This is a genomic window from Alphaproteobacteria bacterium, assembly GCA_025210155.1.
GTDB lineage: Bacteria > Pseudomonadota > Alphaproteobacteria > Rs-D84 > CASDRH01 > JAOASE01.
In genome coordinates this window covers 15,995-33,957 of record JAOASE010000011.1, presented here as the reverse complement: position 1 = coordinate 33,957, position 17,963 = coordinate 15,995, and the positions used below count along the sequence as shown (strand labels likewise).

Below are 17,963 nucleotides of genomic sequence, written 5' to 3'. Positions count from 1 at the left end.
AACTTAGTTTAAATTTTTATATTAATTTAATGTAATTTTTTTAAATCAATTCTTGATTATTTGAGTGCTGAGGAGTATACTTTTTTCAAAGAAAATTAGGAAAAGGAACGTGTTGTTATGGCTAAGAATTCATCATCGGATTTATCTATTGAAAAAGTATTGTTTGCGGGAGCTGATAAGTTAAGAGGAGCTATTGATCCATCTGAGTATAAGTATGTTGTTTTAGGGCTTATATTTTTGAAATATATATCAGATTCATTTGAGATTAAGTATAATACTCTTGTGGAAGAAGGTTATGGTTCAGAAGAAGATAGAGATGAATATTTAGCAGATGGTATTTTCTTTTGTCCTGAGATTGCTCGTTGGAGTTATATATCTAAATATGCTAAGTCAGATGACATTGGTGAGATAATAGACAATGCTATGATTGCTATAGAAAAAGAGAATTCTAATTTGAAAGGAGTTCTTCCTAAAAATTATAATAGAGCCTCGTTGAATAAAAATAACTTGGGTGGTTTGATAGATCTTTTTACCAATAATATTTCTTTTGGAGATTTGAATGAAGAAAAAGATGTGCTTGGAAGGGTTTATGAATATTTTATTTCTAATTTTGCTTCTACGGAAGGTAAAAGAGGTGGGGAGTTTTATACACCCAAATCAATAGTTAAAACACTTGTGGAAATTATTAAGCCTTACAAGGGAAAGGTTTATGACCCTTGTTGTGGTTCTGGTGGGATGTTTATTCAATCTGAGAAATTTACTGTTGCTCATGGTCATAGAGTTCAAGATATTTGGATACATGGTCAAGAGTATAATGAGTCTACAAGAAGACTTTGTTTGATGAATTTGGCTATTAGAGGGATTAATGGAAATATTGGAGAGAGTTCGGATGACACTCTTAGGAATGATTTACATAAGACTTTAAAAGCGGATTATATTTTGGCTAATCCACCATTTAATCAAAGTGAGTGGGGGCATGATATATTGGCGAATGATGTTAGATGGTCTTATGGTTTACCTCCTAAAGGAAATGCTAATTATGCTTGGTTGCAACATATGATACATCACCTTAATCACAATGGAGTGGCAGGTGTAGTTCTTGCAAATGGTTCAATGTCTACGGCTACTAATGGTGAATTGGAAGTTAGAAAGAATATGATTAAAGATGGGGTTGTTGAAGCTATAGTTGCTTTGCCTGGGCAGATGTTTTTCTCTACTCAAATTCCAGCTTGTTTATGGATTTTGAGAAAAGGTAGAAGTGCTGAAGAGAAGAAAAAGACTTTGTTTATAGATGCTAGAGAAATTGGGTTTATGGCTGATAGAGTTCATAAAGAATTTACTGATGAGGATATAGCTAATATTTCTACTACTTATGATAAGTGGAAATCTAAATCTGTTAGTGCAGGATTGTCTACAGGTTCAGGTCTTTTTTATGATGCTAAAACAACAAGGGTAAAAGGACATGTTTTGGTTAAAGATGATTATAAAGACATTGCTGGTTTTTGTAAGTCTGCTAGTTTAGAAGAAATTGAAAAGAATGATTGGGTTTTGACTCCAGGTAGATATGTAGGTATTGCTGAGAGTGAAGAGGACTCAGAACCTTTTGAAGAGAAGTTTCCACGACTTTTAAGTGAGTTGAAAGTTCAGATTAAAAAAGAAACTGATTTGAATGAAGAGATTTTAAAACAAATGAGTAAGGTTGAGGTGTAGTTATGAGAGATCTTAAAACAAATATTTACCATTATTTAAGAAAAAATCATATAGGAATTATAAGTATATTATTGACTGTATTAACAATGGTTATAAGTTTTTATCCTAAAGAAAAAATAAAGCCAAATAAATTGATTATTGGTAGTTCTTATAGTTATAAGTTAGATGATTTTATATCTTCAGATTCTTTGAAGTTGTTATCAAATAAGAAATTTTTTAATGTAAAAGATGTTTCTTCAAAGATTATTTATATAAGGAATATTTCTGCTTTAGATATAGCTAAAGATGATTTTATTAACTCTATAACTCTTTATGATAAAGATAATAGAATAATAAATGTAGAAGCTTGTTCTGATGTTTATTTTAAGAATAAAAAACCAGATGATTTAACAAGAGATAATATCGTATGGAAAAAGAAAAAAAATTGGATGCTAGAACCTTTTTATTTAAAGGCTGGTAAGGATTTTTGTACATCTATTTTGTATAAAAAACTAGATGGAAAAGAACTTGATATATCCGTTAAGGGACTTATTAAAAATTTTGATATAGAATATTTTGAAAATATAGATAGTTGTGTTAAAAGTTTTGAAGAGAAAAATACTTCTATTTGGAAGAAATTTTTAAATATTTTTATAGTAGAAATTCATCTTTTTGGAAAAGGTGTTTATATTTTCATATTGATCTTTTCAATTTTACTTATCAACTATGTAAATACTTTTGTAAAAAGGTATGGATCTTTTCAAATAGAAAAAGGAGGTATTTATAAATTTTTGTTTATGCTTCTAATTTTATTAGCGATAGCTGAAAGCTTGACTTACTTGTTACTTATTACAGAGTATAAAAAATATAGTAAATTTGGAATTACTATTAGTCCACTTGTTTATCTTTTTGTTATTTTACTATTTATATATTTGTTTTATGTATTATTTAATAAATTTAAAGGGAGAAGCAAGTAATGATACAAGTTTGTAAAAAGTGTAGTGCTAAAAATTTAGTTAAAGAAGATTCTTGGGGTGATGGAATGGGGTCTACAGAGAATGAATTAGTGTTGTGTGCTAAGTGTGGTTATAAGATGGGAACTATAAGAACATCAGGTGTTGTAAATACATTTTTAGTTGAAGAGGAAAAATAATGATTAAGTGGATTGAGACAACACTAGGTGATGTTTGTGATATAAAGCATGGTTATGCTTTTAAAGGAGACTTTATTACTTCAGAAAAGTTTAAAAATATACTTTTAACTCCTGGTAATTTTTCTATAGGTGGAGGGTTTAATTCTAAAAAATTTAAGTATTATTCTTCTGATGATTTTCCTAAGTCTTATATTTTAAAAGAAGGTGATTTACTTGTTTCGATGACAGATCTAAGTAAAAAGGCTGATACATTGGGGTATCCTTTAAAAGTTCCTAATAGTAATGAGTTTGTTTATTTACATAATCAAAGACTTGGTTTGGTGGAAAATCTTAATTGTGAAAAAATTGATAAAGAATTTCTTTATTGGTTAATGAGAACTTCTTTTTATCAGCGATATATTGCTAATGGAGCTACAGGTAGTACAGTGAAGCATACTAGTCCTTCTCGTATATTACAGTTTTCTACTTTTATCCCTGAGGATGTGGAGATCCAGAGGGAGATTGCAGGGGTTTTGTCATCGCTAGATGATAAGATTGAATTGTTGCAAGAGCAAAATAAAACTCTAGAAGAATTAGCTCAAACTATCTTCACTGAAACCTTCATTACTAACCCAAATTCAGATTGGAAAGAAGGAGTGTTGGATGATGTGTCAGATTTTAAAAATGGTTATCCATTTTCTAGTAAAGAACTATCTAAGGATAAAGTTGGAATACCAGTTTTAAAAATGGGAAATATTTTAAAGGGTGGTGGTTTAACTTTAGAAAAATTTGTTTCTTATTTTGCTGGAGATGTTTCTAATAAAATTTCGAGTAATTTTGCTGAAAAATATGATATATTAATGTGTATGACAGATATGAAATCTTCAATGAACTTACTAGGACATACAGGTATTATGTTTGAAGATAAAAAATATTTAGTAAATCAACGTGTTGGAATTATTAGACCTAAAAATGGTTATAATTATTTTTTAAGTATATTAACTAATACGTCAGAATTTATAGAAAATTTGAGGGGGCGCTCAAATAGTGGTGTTCAAGTTAATTTATCAACTTTTGAAATAAAAAATTCTAAAATTTTAATACCTGATGAGGGGAGTATGAAAAGGTTTAATGAAAAGGTTGAACCTATGTTTGAAAAGATTTCTGCTAATATTAAGCAAATAGCAACTCTTAAAGAAACTAGAGATACACTTTTACCAAAACTAATAAGTGGTAAAGTAAAACTAAAAGGAATGTAGAGATGGTTAAGGTTTTAGATAATAAATTTGCTATAGAAGATTATATAGAAGGTGTTAAATTTCGAAATTATGATCATGGAGTTTTAGAAGATTTTGTTATTGATGATATAAAAGAATTAGTTTTGAAGTTTTCTGAAAGAGATCCTGTAGTGAGGATGTATAGAGGTGTTACAGCTAATGTTGTTTGGTTTTGGATTAGAGGAAATAAATATCTTTTAACTTAATAATGGTTATCTTGAGTTGAAAAATAGAAGTCTAAAGGATGAGAAAATTTTAATGAAGATTAAAGATAATACTAAAGAGTTTAGGAAATTTTTGAAAGGATTTTAAATAATGGATTGGGCAACTATTTGGACTATGTTTTTTGGAGCTTTATTTGCTGTTCTAACAGGTTTTTTAAATGAAATTTTAAGAGAGTTTATAAATTATAGGAAAGAGAAAATAAATAAAATCAAACTATTAGAACAAATATCTTTTGATTTGGAGAATATGGTTATGTTTATGAATACATCCCATGATGTTATAGAAAGAGATGGAAATATTAATAATTTATTAGATGTTATTAAACCATCTTTCTTGATAGAAGATGTTAGGGTTTTATATGATGTGAAAGTTCCAAGTGTTGTAGGTGTTTATCAGGATTTTCAATTTCATTTAAATGCTATAAATGATTATGTTCTTAATGATAATTTTGATAAAAATGCTATACTGTCTCTTTCATCTGACTTTAATAAAAATATAAAAAAAGAGTTAAAGATGATAAAACTAATACTTAGGAAGAAGGAAAGTAAAAATGCAAAAAGATAATTTTAAAAATCCGTTTAATGAGCAGATGGTAGAGGATTATGCTATTGGTATTTTTCAAGATAAGGGATACCAATATTTATCAGGAGAAGAGATTAATCCTTTAGATGAAAATGGAAGTTGTTTGAGAAGTGATTTTGATATTGCATATTATCTATCTATTTTTAGAGATGTTGTTTTTAAAATAAATTCTGATTTGTCTAGTGAAGTTATTGAAGAAGCTATTAATGAGGTTATAAGAAGTAAGCATACTAATCTTGTTCAAGAGAATAAGAGGATTTTCCAGTTATTAACTGGTGGGGTTAAGATAAATCATAAAGATAGAACTTTGACTGTTAGGTTAGTGGATTTTGAAAATGTTGAGAATAATTCATTTGTAGTTTCTAATCAGTTAATTTTAAAAGAGCATAATAAGCATAGAAGACCTGATGTTATGATTTATTTAAATGGTTTGCCTATTTCTATGATTGAGTTTAAAAATCCAGCTGATAAGAATGCTACTTTGAAGAATGCTTTTAATCAGTTGGAAACTTATAAGAGGGAGTTTCCTCAAGCTTTTTATTTTAACCAGTTTAATATTATTTCAGATGGATTTCATAGTAGGGTAGGTTCTTTGTCTGCGGGTTATGATAGATTTAATCCATGGAGAAGTGAAGATGATGATAAACTTGAATTTGAAATTGAAGGATTGATTAGGGATTTATTTGATAAGAAGAAATTGTTACATTATATTAAGAATTTTGTGACGTTTATAAATTCTAAAGGTAAGGATGTTAAAATCTGCGCAGGGTATCATCAGGTGAGATGTGTTAATAGTTCGTTAGAAGCTATTAAAAAGGCTGTAGATGGTGATAAACGAGGTGGTTTGGTTTGGCATTCTACAGGTTCAGGGAAGTCTTTTTCTATGATGTTTTTAGCTGGGATGATTGAGAAGGATTTGAAATTGGAAAATCCTACGATACTTGTTGTTACTGATAGAGTTGCTTTGGATTCCCAATTGTTTAAGACATTTAGTTCTGGAGAGATGATTTTAGGTTCTAAGCCTGTTAATATTCAAAGTTCAGGTGAGTTGAAGACTAAGCTTGAGGGTATTAAAGCAGGTGGTGTTTATTTTTCTACATTGCAAAAGTTTGGTATTGATAAGAAGGGTAGATCAGAGTTGGTGTTTAAAACACTTTCAGAAAGAGATAATATTATTGTTATGGTTGATGAGGCTCATAGATCTCATAATGGTATAGATGATGGTTCTGCAAGATATTTAAGAGATGCTTTTCCTAATGCTACATTTATTGGGTTTACAGGAACTCCAATAGAGAAAGGGAATAATGATACTAGAGCTATTTTTGGTGATGATAATGATGTTTATGATATGGCTCAGTCTGTAATTGATGGAGCTACGGTTCCAATTAGATATGAGGCTCGTTTAGCTCAGGTGAAGTTGAATGATGATAAGATATCTGAAATAAATAAGTTATTTGATGAGATAGAAGGCATTACTGATTTAAGTTATAGTGAGAGTTTAAAAAGTAAGAATGCTAAGTTGGAAGCTATTTTAGGAAGTCCTGAAAGATTGAAGTTGTTAGCGAAGGACATTAGTAAGCATTTTGGATTAAGAAAAGAGGTTTTGCCGTTTTCTAAGGCGATGATTGTTTGTTCTACTAGAAATGTTGCTGTTAAACTATATGAAATGTTAGTTTCTCAAAATCCAGAATGGCATAGTGATGATGTTGATAAGGGTAAAATAAAGATGGTTTATTCTTCATCGGCTTCTGATAGTGAAGATTTGCTGAAATATAAAACATCTTCTGCAGATAAAGAGGTGATTGCTAAGAGACTTGAAGATGAGAATGATGAATTAGACTTTATCATAGTTTGTGATATGTGGTTGACAGGATTTGATGCTCCTCCAATTAATACAATGTATTTTGATAAGCTTATAAAAGAACATAATCTTATTCAGGCTATTGCTAGGGCTAATAGGGTTTATAAAGAAAAACCAGATGGCTTGATTGTAGATTATATTGGTATTCTTGGAAATCTTAAAGATGCATTGGCTATATATTCTCCTAGAGATAAAGGAGTTGTAGGTGAAAATATTAGAGAGAAGGCTGTTGATACTATGATGGCTAAGTATTCTAATATTTCTGATTTATTGTTTGGATTTGATTATAAGGATGAGTTGTTAAGGGCTTATAAGAACAATGATAGCAAGATACTTTTTAAGTTGAAAAAGGACTTGTTTAATTTTATTGTTGGTTCGGATGATAAGGAAAAGAGTAAGCAGTTTGTTAAATGGACTACTGATTTTCAAAAGTCTTATAGTTTGTGTGCTACTACTGATAAAGCTGAAAGTATTAGGTATGAGTTAGTATTTTTCTGTGCAGTTAAAGAGTTGATTTTGAAAAATACCAATATTTGTAACGAAAGAAAGCTGAAGCTTGAGGATATTAACACGAAGATAGGAAATCTTGCTTCTCAAGCAGTTGAGGGGGTTAAGATATTTGATCTTCTTGATTTGGCTAGTATTAACAAAAATCAGATAGATATCTTTTCAGAAGACTTTTTAAATGAGATAAAGAAGTTTAATAATAAAAACTTAGCTTTAGAGATGCTGAAGAAACTTATTAGTGATGATGTAAAAGAAAGAGCTAGACATAGTGTCATTGAAGCTAGAAATTTTGGTGAGATGTTGAAGGAGCTTGTTTCTAGATATCATAATAATCAAATAGATTCTACTCAGATGATAGAAGAGCTTATTAATTTGAGTAAGCATATTGCTTTATCTGATGAAAAAAAGAAAGAACTGGGTTTAACAGACGAAGAAATACAGTTTTATACAGCACTAGCAGATAATAAGTCTGCAGTTGAAGTTATGGGTGATAATAAGCTTAAGGAATTAACAAAAGCTCTTGTATTTAGATGTAAGAGAAGGGTTAACTTTAATTTCTTAGAAAGAAGTGATGTTCAAGCTAGATTAAGGGTGGAAGTTAAGAAGCTTTTGAAAGAGTTTGGTTATCCACCTAATATGGAAAAATTAGCAATAGATAATGTTGTAAAACAAAGTATGCTTATTGGTATGAATATAGTTGGATAATGTTGTGGAAAAAATTAATAAATCAAATAAGTTTTAAGTTTTTGAAAATATTCATAGTGGTTTTTACTAGACATATCAAATAGAAGTGTAATGAATGTAGATAGAAATATTTTGTTTGAGGAAGATGTTTTTATAAAAGCAGATTATGAAAATCTTCAAGAAATTTATGATAAGATTGATGAAAATTATAATTTATTGGAAGTTTTAAAGGGAAGTTTCTATAGTTAAGTGAATTGATAATAAAATTTGAATAGCTTTTTATAATTTTCCATTATTTTCTCTCTTTTACTAGTTGTTTTATTTATGTTTTGCATCGGTGGAATTGAAGTTTATCAAGGGAAATCTGGTTAGTCTACTAAACTTTACAAAATAATTGAAAAATATTTTCTTTGACTTTTTTATGTTTTAAATCAATAATATTTTGATCATTTAATAATTTAAATTATAAATGATTTTGCAAGGGACTCCATATCTATCTCGGTCCCTTGTTTGATTTATATGACGGGTAAAATATTGTTAGGAAATAATTCCTTAAAGTTGTAATTTTATTATATTGTACATAAAGTGATTGACTTTTAATATAAATTTATATTAGACTTTTTTATTATTATAAGGGGAAGTGTAATATATGATAATCGTTAAAAACTTTGTAGAAGAGTTAAAAGATTTAAATGACATAGATAGTATGTCTAAATTATTTTTTCAGTATCTTGATAAATATATAGGAAGATGTTATGTCGCATATCTAAATTTTGATGATTCTGATACATCAGATTTTCAACCAATTTATAAGTCAAATTATCCTAAAGAGTGGATTGAATATTACTTGGGAAAGAATTTATTCTCAACAGATCCTGTTGTTAAAATGGGAGTAAAAGAATGGGAGCCATTCTTATGGGAAAAGACAGTTAAGACTAAAGAGGATAGAGAATTCTTTGATATTTCTTCTAAGTTTGGTATATCTTTAACAGGTATGTCTATACCAGTTATTTCTGATAAAAAAAGAAAAGGGTTGATAAGCATTTATTCTTATTTGTCTGAAGAAGAGTGGGGAAAAGTTTCTTTTGATGTTCTTTATGATCTTCAGATTATGTCAATATATTTTCATCAAATAGCTTCAAACTTTATAAATTTTAAGACTTCAATATCTAAGGTTAAATTAACTCAGAGAGAAAAAGAGTGCTTAAAGTGGATTTCTATTGGAAAAACTTATTGGGAAATATCAAAAATTTTAGATATTAAAGAAAGAACAGTTTCCTTTCATATGAATAATGTTAAGTCTAAGCTTGGAGTTTATTCAAATACTCATGCAGTTGCTAAGGCTTTATTGGAGAATATTCTATAATAAATTTCAATTATACCTGTAAGAAGTGTCAGTTACTTTTTAAAAAAGGATAATATATTCTTATTTTATAACTAAGTTAAATTTTTTAAATTATGAACGAGAAGGAAGTATTATTTAAGGTAATTGCAACAAAATCTAAGGATGTTGAAAATTTTTTACAAAAATTAGTTTGCGAATGTGAGTTGACTGAAAAAGAAGAAGTTTTAAAAGAAATGTTAAGCTTGAGATATAAAATTTATATTGAAGAGTTGAGCTGGGTAGAAAAAAACAAATTTTCTAACTTTGAGATAGAGGTAGATGAATTTGATTCTCAGGATGATATAATTCATTTAGGTTTATTTGAAGGTAATGAAGCTGTTGGTTATATAAGGCTATTAAAGCATAGGTATATGATTAACGAGATTTCATCTTTTAATAAGATAATAAAGTCAATAAAGCATATTCCTCAAAAAAGGGAAATGGAGAGTACTAGATTTTGTATTTCTTCAAAAGCGGATCGATTAACATCCTTTTCAAGGATACTTGTTGGATTAATCACGGTGTGTGTAATGAATGGAGTTGTTTCTATAACAACATTATTGGAAAGTATAGTTAGGTTGACCGCTTATAGGAAAGGTTTACCAGTATTGCATACATTAGGAAAAGGAGGGATTAACAATTTACCTGTTGAAATTGTTAGTTTTTCAATGTCAGAAGATAATTTAGAAAATATTAAATCTAAAAATCCCAAATCTTTAAAAGACATCAACAGTTTTAAATTTGAATTTTTTATGGATGAAAGTGTTAAATTTCTTTCTTTTAAAGAAATTTGGCAAAGTATCAAAGGAGGAAAATAATCTCTTAGTAACTTGGTGGTTGATATTAATTCAATCACCAAGCCTAAGTTTTAAAATTAAAAGTAAGGATAGTAATTAATTCTTAATTTAATAGAAGGGGAAATAATATGAAAGATAATATAAATATAACAATTCCTGATAATATAGAAGTTCTTCAAGATATAGAGGAAAATATTTCTAAAATTGATTTTTTTTCTAACTGTTTTTCTGCGTCATTTATAAATGATGATAAATTTGTTTATTGCAATATTTATAAGGCAGATAATAAGGTTATTATAGCTCCAACAGTTTCTATAAAGAACTCAAAGGAAAATAGTTCGCTGTTAGTTACAATTACAAACTATAAAGAATATAGGGATATTACTTTAATAATAGAAAATGCAGATCATTCTATAAGTTTTAAAGAAGGTAAAAATATTGGAGATGATGTTTGGGAATTTAAGATTAAAAAAGAAACAACATCTTTAGAGTATGTTATGAACGAAATTGATAAGGAACAAATTCCTATAACATTAACTGTTATGGGTAGGAATAAAGTTTTAGATAAGAATTTTGCGACTACATGTGATATAAATCTGTTTGGTTAAGAAGGTTCAGGAGTATAGCATATTTTTAGCATCTTTAGGAATATATTGTTAATTTTCTTATTTATTGGAGTTTTTAAGAGGAAGTTTCTATAGTTAAGTGAATTGGTAATAAAATTTAAAATATTTTCACTAGTTTTAAAAAATCTTTAAAAGTTGAAATTTGATACAAAAAAAGCTTCCTTTCGGAAACTGTCTAACTCTTTGTTTTCTCTAGGAAATTAAATGGTGGGTGCTACAGGATTCGAACCTGTGACCGATTGATTAAAAGAAAATATTGATGAGAGTTAGTCTCTAACCTTGAACTTTTGTAAATCTTTGATTTTATTGTGTTTTTAAGATTGTTTTGTTTTCTGTATTTTTATCTAAAGTATATATGAGTATATATAAATCTATATAAATATAACAATAATTCTTAAAAGTTTCTTAAAAGTTATTACTTATGTAATGACTTCTTTATTATATGCCTTTTATGTGGTGAGATTACGAACTAAAACTAATTTTTTATAAATACTTTTAATGTCGCATATGTGATGAATTTAAGTATTAAAGGAGAATTAGAAATGGCTTCAATTGTGTTGAATAAAAGTAATTTAGAAAAGGTAATTAATAAAGTTAAAGAAAGTGGAAAGAATGTGACTTACTCATGTTCTAATGCTTCTAGTCTTTATGTTAGAATTGGAAAGAGAGATGTATTATTCTTTGTAGATAAAAGATTTAAAGGAATTGATTATAGAAAAGACATAGGGCATTACCCTTATATCTCTATAAGTCAGGCTAAAGATGATTCTGCTAAGATTTTAGCAGATATATTAAATGGAAAATATAAAAGAAATGATTTGGGTAATAAGGTTGTAATGAGATTTGATGATTTATTTAATTTTTATTATGAGAAACATGCAAAACCTAATAAGAAAAGTTGTGAACATGACAAGCAACTTTATAATGCATATGTAAGACCTTTTATGGGAAAGAAGAAGGCGGATAAAATTGATAAGGATTTAGTATTAAGAGTTTTGGATAATGTTAGAAAGACTAAGAGTGTTTTTAATCATATAATTTCTTTATTAAGTAAGGTATTTAATGTTTTGATAGAGAATAATTTGATGAGCGAAAATTATGTTAAAGGGATATCTAAATATCCAGTTAAGGGAATAACAAGATATTTAAGTGATGCAGAGTTAGCATCTTTAAAAAGAGTTTTAAATAGTGAGAAGTATAATGGACATTATATTAAGTTATTTACTTTAATAGCTTTAAATACAGGTTTAAGAAAGACTAATATATTAAGTATATTAAATGAAAATATTGACTTTGAAAAGGGTAATATATTTATTGAAGATACTAAGAATGGAGAAGGTATAACAGTTCCTATATCAAATGAAATTATGGAATTGATAAGAGAATATCAGGCTTCTTGTAAAAAGCCTTGTAAGTATCTATTTTATAATAGATGGTATAATGGATATATCACAGATCCTAAAAGGTCTTGGGGAATACTTATGGATGACGCTGGTATTAGTGGTTTTAGAATGCATGATTTAAGACATACCTTTGCTACTTATTTAGTTAAGAATGATATTCCTTTATCTAAAGTTCAAAAGGCATTAGGTCATAAGACTATTTCTATGACTTTGAAATATGCTCATTTGAGTAATAGTGATATTAAAGATGATATATTAAATACAGTGAGTTGTTTTAATATATAAAAGGTATGTAAATTTATATTAATATATGGTAAGGTATTTATACAGGAGATAATAATGAAAATTAAAAGAGATACATTAAAAATTACGTTAAAAGCTTTAGTTAGAAATTTTAGAAATAGAGATACTCTTGTGGCTTATATTTCTGAAACGGGAGATAAGCATAAAAATTTATTAAATTTATATGGTAATGATAATCAAGAGAAGCTTTTTTTTCTAATTATAACAAAAAAATTTACAACGTTAGAAGTATTAAAAGAGGCTAGGAAACGAATTAATTTAGTAAACCCTAAAAATGTTATAATAGTTTTAGAAGATAGAAAAATAGATAAACGTGTTAAATTAGACAAGGTTACTTCTGATTTTTTAAAATTTTATGATAAAACAGTAAATAGAATTTATAAGAGTTTATTTTCTAGGGGTGGAAGTAAAATTAGGGTCGTTAGATTTAAGACTAATGAAGGTATTATTGAATCTTCAGCTCCAGAATTAATGAATGTAATTGAAAAAGCAATTGTAGATGATAAAAAGGCAAAGAAATTAGACAAACTTTATAAGAATGAAGATAATGTATGGAATATGACTCCAGATGAATTTCTGAAGTCATTGAAGTAGTTTTGAAATTAAAATCACTTATATAGATATTTTTATATATTTAAACTATAGGAGTTTCTTCTACTTCTATATAAAATTTATTTATTATATCTAAGTATTTAATCCAAAGTTCAGCATATTCACCTATTGATACTCTAGATATTTCTTTTAAGTGAAATTTATCATTCATCATTTCTTGATAAGTTTTTAATTTAATAGTTAAATCTTCTTCGCTTAAATATGTTTTTTTGTTTAGAGGATGATTTAATAATTGATTAAAATAATTTTTAATATCTTTAATTTTTTCTAAGTTTGTGACTTTATAAAATTCAGTTATGGTAGAATTGAATAGGCGTAGCCATTTTGGAGCATTTTTATTTAGTTTAATTAATGTTTTATCTGATTTTGAATCATCATTATAAAATTTAGCTAATTTATTTTTTATAGAAGAGATTAAAGTTTCATTATTTTCCTTGAAAAAATCTTCTCTTAATAAAGAAGCTCTATAAATATTTATTTTTATTGGCTCTTTAAGAAATGATGTTAATAAATATAAATTCATTTGTATTAAATCTATAGAGGAATCAACTTCCATTATTTTAAATGATTTATTTAATATTTTTTTAGAAATTGTACTTTGATTCGAGTTGAAATCTTTAATTTTCTGTCCAGAAAATTTATATTTTAAATATTCATAATCTTTGTCTTTAAAAACTTCTCTTAAATTTTCTATTATTTCAAAAAATTCTTTTTTATTTTTAAATTTATTAAAAATATATTCTCTTAGGTGACCTTCTGATTGTAGCTTTTTCTTTTCTATAATTTTATTAGATATATGAAAAGGTATGGTGCTAATTTTATAAATAAATTTATCTATCAAATTAAATTCTTCGAAATTTTCACTTTTATAATTCTTTAAATTATTAATTATAAGCTGAGAATATTTTTTTAAGTAATTTTTATTATATTTTTTATCAAAAAGTAGATTGAAAACTAAAAATTTTTCAATAAATTCTTCATATAATCTATATGTATTTATTTTTATAAAATTTTCAATTTTATTTTTATATTTTATATCATGAAACATTAAACTTGTTACATAGTTTTCACTATTAATATTTTTTATTAAATGATAAGTTGAAAAAGAATTTATTAATTCACTTCTATAAATTTTATTTATTAGTTCTAATAATTTTAAATTATTATTGGTTTCAATTGTAAAATCTATTCCATTATCAGAGCTTATAAATATATTTTGTTTTTTAAGTATATTTTGAATTTTTTCTAAATTAGAAATACTAGTTTCTATTATTGGATTTTTTTTATGATCTGTTATTATATTTTTTTTATCTTTTCCCCTTATTAATAAAAGAAATCTCTTAGATTTTGAAATTACTATATCATATAGTTCATTAAGTAATTTAAAAAATTCATCTCCATTATCACCAATAAATATTAAATTATATATTTCTGGATTATAGTAATGAAGGATTTCAGATAAAAATATATTTTGATAGTTTATTTCTTCATTGTAGTATAAATGAAAAGGAATTAATTCTAAATTTATTTCAATGTTGTTTATTATGTTTTTTATATCTCTTGGATTGTCTTTAACAAAGGCTAGTAAAATATCTTTAAGAACATCTTCATTTTTATTAGTCATGTTAACTTCCTCTTTTTGTCAAATTAAGATTATTATTTTTTACTAAAGTTGTTATTAAATTATATTTATCCTTATGCTCCATTTTTATATATAATTTATAATTTATATATTTTTCAAAGAAATCTTGTGAATATTTCTCATTTTCTTTATAAGATAATAATTCTGTCATTTTTTGAGTATCAAATAAATATATTATAATGAAGTTCTTATTAAAATTTTCTCTACAAACTTTAAATAAATCCATTAAATATTTGTGATTTGTAATTCTATCAACATCATCTATAAAAATTATATTTTTTTTAGTTTCATCTATTAAATCTGAAGGTGATATTTTGATAAATCCTTCGAAAATTTTATATGGGGATTTTGAATTATAATATAGTGCTGTTAAGGTAGTTAATTTAAAACTTTTAATACTAGTAAAGTATATTAAAATTATAAGAGATGTAATATAAATAATATTGAAATAAATACTGTTAAAACACAGCTGTCCGTTAAAAATTATATTTAAAAAATTACATGTTGTTTTATATGCAGATGAAGGGAAAAGAAAGATTTTTATGAGTATTGATAATGTGAAAAGATAAATTAAATTTAATGTAAAGATATAGGAACTTTTTTTATTTTTATATATAATTTTTTTTAAAATCCCTAAATTTAATTCTTTAGAATTTCCGTATTTAGATGCATCGATATCTAATATATTATAATTTTTAGATATTTTTTTATTTTCAATGTCATCAATAAATAGTTTTTTTACTGATGATTTTCCTATTCCCCACTTTCCATCTATTTGTAAAAAACCACCACCAGCTTCAGAATACTTTAAAATAGCTTTTTTTAAAGGTTTTAAATACCTTTTATAATTTAGTAAATCATTTTCTGATGAAGTTATAGGTTCATCTTTTATATGCATAGGTTCTTTCATTTTATATCTTTCCCAATTTTTTATAAATATGTTGTATCAACTAAGAATAGTAATTGCAAGAGTTTAATGCATTTAAGAAAACCTTCTTAAATATACTTTTTATTTGAATTTGTTTTGAAAATATATTATAATTTATTCAGATTGAGTATAATACTCGATTGGGGTGTCGTAACCTCTAAATACACGGTCATGAGCAGTGTCTGAAAAGATGAAGACCGAAATCAAAAAACTGCCTTCTTTGTTCTTAGGGACTGGGAGGCAGGGTTATGTCCAGGCGTAAGCTAAAAGCCCGCACTGTTGTATTTCAGTTACGAACTCCCAGTCCACTAGTATTTTACTCGTGGATTTTTTTTTATATAAAAGGAGTAAAATTATGGACAATATAAAAAAATTTAACTTAAAGGCATTTATATTTCAACCTATGTATTTTTCAGGTTATGGAGAATTGTTTATAGCAAATACTATGTTATGTTTATTTACTTTACTGTCAGTAATAGGATTTATTTTGCAGATTGAAGGATATGTAAACTTTGCTTTTTATGAAATAATTTTATATCTTTTATTTGGTTTTTATTCAGCTATTAAAGCAGAAGATGCTATTGATTATAGAAATAAATTTAATATATTTAAAGTAATATTTTTTGTAGTAATTAGTCCTATAGTGATATTATTGTCGGCACTTATAATTTTATGGATTATTAATAGAAGATGGGGATAATAAGATTGTTTTTAGGTAGAGATAGTTTAGATTGGAAAAAGAATATTAACGATTTAAGGTTAAAAGACTTGTCCCCTTCCGAGAAAAAATTGATTTCTAAAAATATTGCTTCAACTTGGTTAAAGATAGAAAATGATGTATTCTTAAAATTAACGAGAAAACTTGAGAATACATCAATATCTTTAATCAAAACTGAAGATAGTTTAAAAAACATTGAGAGCTTAGTGAGAACTAAGTATAAATTAAAATCCACTTACTATATCTTAAATAAAAATAAACCTTCAGATAAACAAGGTAAAACTAAGATTATAAATGAATTAGATATTCTCCTTAGACGACAAACTATTTATATAATTAATTCAGAAGGTCAGTTCAAAGAAATAACTGACCTTCATAGAAATTTTAATAAATATGCTAAAGTTGTTAAAAAAATTTTTTATAATTTAAGAAATATCAATTTCTAGATCCGACCTTTCATTAGAAAATAAATTTCTTCCTGTTAGATTTAAATCAAAAATTCTATTTTCAAAATTCCATATAATACTAATTTTATAATTTCTTTTTTTAAAATCATCTATTATTTTACTCGTTGTCCCACTAAGATATTGAGTTGCTATTAAAGTTGGGTAGAAATGCTTTTTTTTCTCAAAATTATCTGGCAGTTTTCCCTTTAAGAAAAATGGTTGTAGTTCATGAACTATACCAACAAACTGAGCTAATAACATAGGATAAACTACTAATTTTTTAACCTCTATAAATGTTATTAAATCTTTATTTTTTATTGCTTTAATAACACCTTTATCCAAAGAAGAAAGCTCTTCTACTTTTTTTGAATTACAAATTCCAACGTCAACAACATAAACTCCATTTTCATTATATCCATCATAAACTGATAAATTAGAATGAATTTCAAATTTAATATTATCTTTTTCACATGTAAACCAAGAAAAATTATAAGGATTACCTCTTGCTCCCATTTTGACTTTAAAATTACCATTTTTTAAATTTTTTGTAGATACTAAATATCCATTATTTTTATAATATTCTGCGGTTGTAGCTAAAGCACCTATTTCTAATATAGCAGTTTCTCTTTTAGGAATTTCTTCAAATTTAGATTTATGCTTTCTTATAAATTTTTTTAATTCTTTAGTTATTTTATTTAAATCCATGTTATAATTCCTCATAAAGTATTTCTAAAAGGTTGGAAGGTGAAGACGAATAAATATAATGATTTAAATCTAACTTTAAAATTAAAGAGTCAAATTCCATTTCTAATTTAGATAACTCTTTAAATTCCTTAGATGATTTACTATAGATCTTTTTTCCTGTTTGAAAGCCAAAATTATTTTTTATATCTTTATTAGATATAGATAAGCTATTACTTAAAATTAAAATTTGAGTCTTTATAGTTGCTTTTATTTTTCTAAGTAATATTAAAAATAAAAATTTATCAACAATTTCTTTATTTATATTTTTTTTTGAATTATTAATGAATGGTAGAAAGATTTCATCTAAACTATTTTCTATGGATCTCATATATCCATCTATATTAGTTTTTAAATTAAGAGGCAATTCACTTAAAATATCATTTAAATATTTATTATTTATCAT

19 protein-coding genes are annotated in these 17,963 nt (G+C 26.0%); 15 read left to right on the top strand and 4 right to left on the bottom strand.

The window, feature by feature from the left end:
• Positions 1-117 precede the first annotated feature (117 nt).
• The 13 genes from N4A44_04535 (at position 118) to N4A44_04475 (ending at position 13,064) form a co-directional block, all read left to right on the top strand.
• Positions 118-1,710, top strand: coding sequence for a type I restriction-modification system subunit M (locus N4A44_04535; GenBank protein ID MCT4552909.1), 1,593 nt, complete (start codon positions 118-120; stop codon positions 1,708-1,710).
• A 2-nt stretch (positions 1,711-1,712) separates the two neighbouring features.
• The gene (locus N4A44_04530; protein ID MCT4552908.1) at positions 1,713-2,666 is read left to right on the top strand and encodes a hypothetical protein; all 954 of its coding nucleotides are present in this window, start codon (positions 1,713-1,715) and stop codon (positions 2,664-2,666) included.
• A complete protein-coding gene (locus tag N4A44_04525; GenBank protein MCT4552907.1) occupies positions 2,666-2,842 on the top strand; it encodes a hypothetical protein in 177 nt (58 codons plus the stop codon). The genes N4A44_04530 and N4A44_04525 overlap by 1 nt, the downstream gene beginning before the upstream one ends.
• Positions 2,842-4,080: a restriction endonuclease subunit S gene (locus N4A44_04520; GenBank protein ID MCT4552906.1), complete on the top strand. Its 1,239-nt coding sequence runs from the start codon at positions 2,842-2,844 to the stop codon at positions 4,078-4,080. Before N4A44_04525 ends, N4A44_04520 begins: the two co-directional genes overlap by 1 nt.
• 2 nt (positions 4,081-4,082) lie before the next feature.
• Positions 4,083-4,304 carry a hypothetical protein gene (locus tag N4A44_04515; protein ID MCT4552905.1) on the top strand — a complete coding sequence of 74 codons (222 nt, stop codon included), beginning with the start codon at positions 4,083-4,085 and terminating at the stop codon, positions 4,302-4,304.
• A 109-nt stretch (positions 4,305-4,413) separates the two neighbouring features.
• Complete coding sequence (locus N4A44_04510) at positions 4,414-4,887, top strand: hypothetical protein (GenBank protein MCT4552904.1); 474 nt, start codon at positions 4,414-4,416, stop codon at positions 4,885-4,887.
• On the top strand, positions 4,874-7,978 hold the full coding sequence (locus N4A44_04505) for a type I restriction endonuclease subunit R (protein ID MCT4552903.1): 3,105 nt from the start codon (positions 4,874-4,876) through the stop codon (positions 7,976-7,978). Before N4A44_04510 ends, N4A44_04505 begins: the two co-directional genes overlap by 14 nt.
• A 90-nt stretch (positions 7,979-8,068) precedes the next feature.
• A complete protein-coding gene (locus N4A44_04500) occupies positions 8,069-8,206 on the top strand; it encodes a hypothetical protein (protein MCT4552902.1) in 138 nt (45 codons plus the stop codon).
• Positions 8,207-8,606: 400 nt separating this feature from the next.
• A complete protein-coding gene (locus N4A44_04495; GenBank protein ID MCT4552901.1) occupies positions 8,607-9,323 on the top strand; it encodes a LuxR family transcriptional regulator in 717 nt (238 codons plus the stop codon).
• Positions 9,324-9,415: 92 nt separating this feature from the next.
• Positions 9,416-10,159: a GNAT family N-acetyltransferase gene (locus N4A44_04490; GenBank protein ID MCT4552900.1), complete on the top strand. Its 744-nt coding sequence runs from the start codon at positions 9,416-9,418 to the stop codon at positions 10,157-10,159.
• A gap of 107 nt (positions 10,160-10,266) precedes the next feature.
• Positions 10,267-10,746, top strand: coding sequence for a hypothetical protein (locus N4A44_04485; protein ID MCT4552899.1), 480 nt, complete (start codon positions 10,267-10,269; stop codon positions 10,744-10,746).
• Positions 10,747-11,306: 560 nt separating this feature from the next.
• Positions 11,307-12,452 (top strand): site-specific integrase, encoded by a 1,146-nt coding sequence (locus N4A44_04480; protein MCT4552898.1) that lies wholly within the window; start codon positions 11,307-11,309, stop codon positions 12,450-12,452.
• Positions 12,453-12,506: 54 nt separating this feature from the next.
• Positions 12,507-13,064, top strand: a complete 558-nt coding sequence (locus N4A44_04475; protein ID MCT4552897.1) for a hypothetical protein — start codon at positions 12,507-12,509, stop codon at positions 13,062-13,064.
• 40 nt (positions 13,065-13,104) lie between these two features.
• Here N4A44_04475 and N4A44_04470 read toward each other — a convergent pair whose 3' ends face one another.
• Together N4A44_04470 and N4A44_04465 are read right to left on the bottom strand one after the other, a co-directional pair.
• The gene (locus N4A44_04470) at positions 13,105-14,706 is read right to left on the bottom strand and encodes a hypothetical protein (protein MCT4552896.1); all 1,602 of its coding nucleotides are present in this window, start codon (positions 14,704-14,706) and stop codon (positions 13,105-13,107) included.
• Between the two features lies 1 nt (position 14,707).
• Complete coding sequence (locus tag N4A44_04465) at positions 14,708-15,634, bottom strand: P-loop NTPase fold protein (GenBank protein MCT4552895.1); 927 nt, start codon at positions 15,632-15,634, stop codon at positions 14,708-14,710.
• A gap of 373 nt (positions 15,635-16,007) precedes the next feature.
• Between N4A44_04465 and N4A44_04460 the strand changes: the two genes are divergently transcribed.
• Positions 16,008-16,352 carry a hypothetical protein gene (locus N4A44_04460; GenBank protein MCT4552894.1) on the top strand — a complete coding sequence of 115 codons (345 nt, stop codon included), beginning with the start codon at positions 16,008-16,010 and terminating at the stop codon, positions 16,350-16,352.
• Positions 16,343-16,816 (top strand): hypothetical protein, encoded by a 474-nt coding sequence (locus tag N4A44_04455; GenBank protein MCT4552893.1) that lies wholly within the window; start codon positions 16,343-16,345, stop codon positions 16,814-16,816. The genes N4A44_04460 and N4A44_04455 overlap by 10 nt, the downstream gene beginning before the upstream one ends.
• Here N4A44_04455 and N4A44_04450 read toward each other — a convergent pair.
• Positions 16,796-17,521, bottom strand: a complete 726-nt coding sequence (locus tag N4A44_04450; GenBank protein ID MCT4552892.1) for a hypothetical protein — start codon at positions 17,519-17,521, stop codon at positions 16,796-16,798. The two genes, N4A44_04455 and N4A44_04450, sit on opposite strands and share 21 nt — an antisense overlap.
• Before the next feature lies 1 nt (position 17,522).
• Positions 17,523-17,963 (bottom strand): hypothetical protein, encoded by a 441-nt coding sequence (locus N4A44_04445; protein ID MCT4552891.1) that lies wholly within the window; start codon positions 17,961-17,963, stop codon positions 17,523-17,525.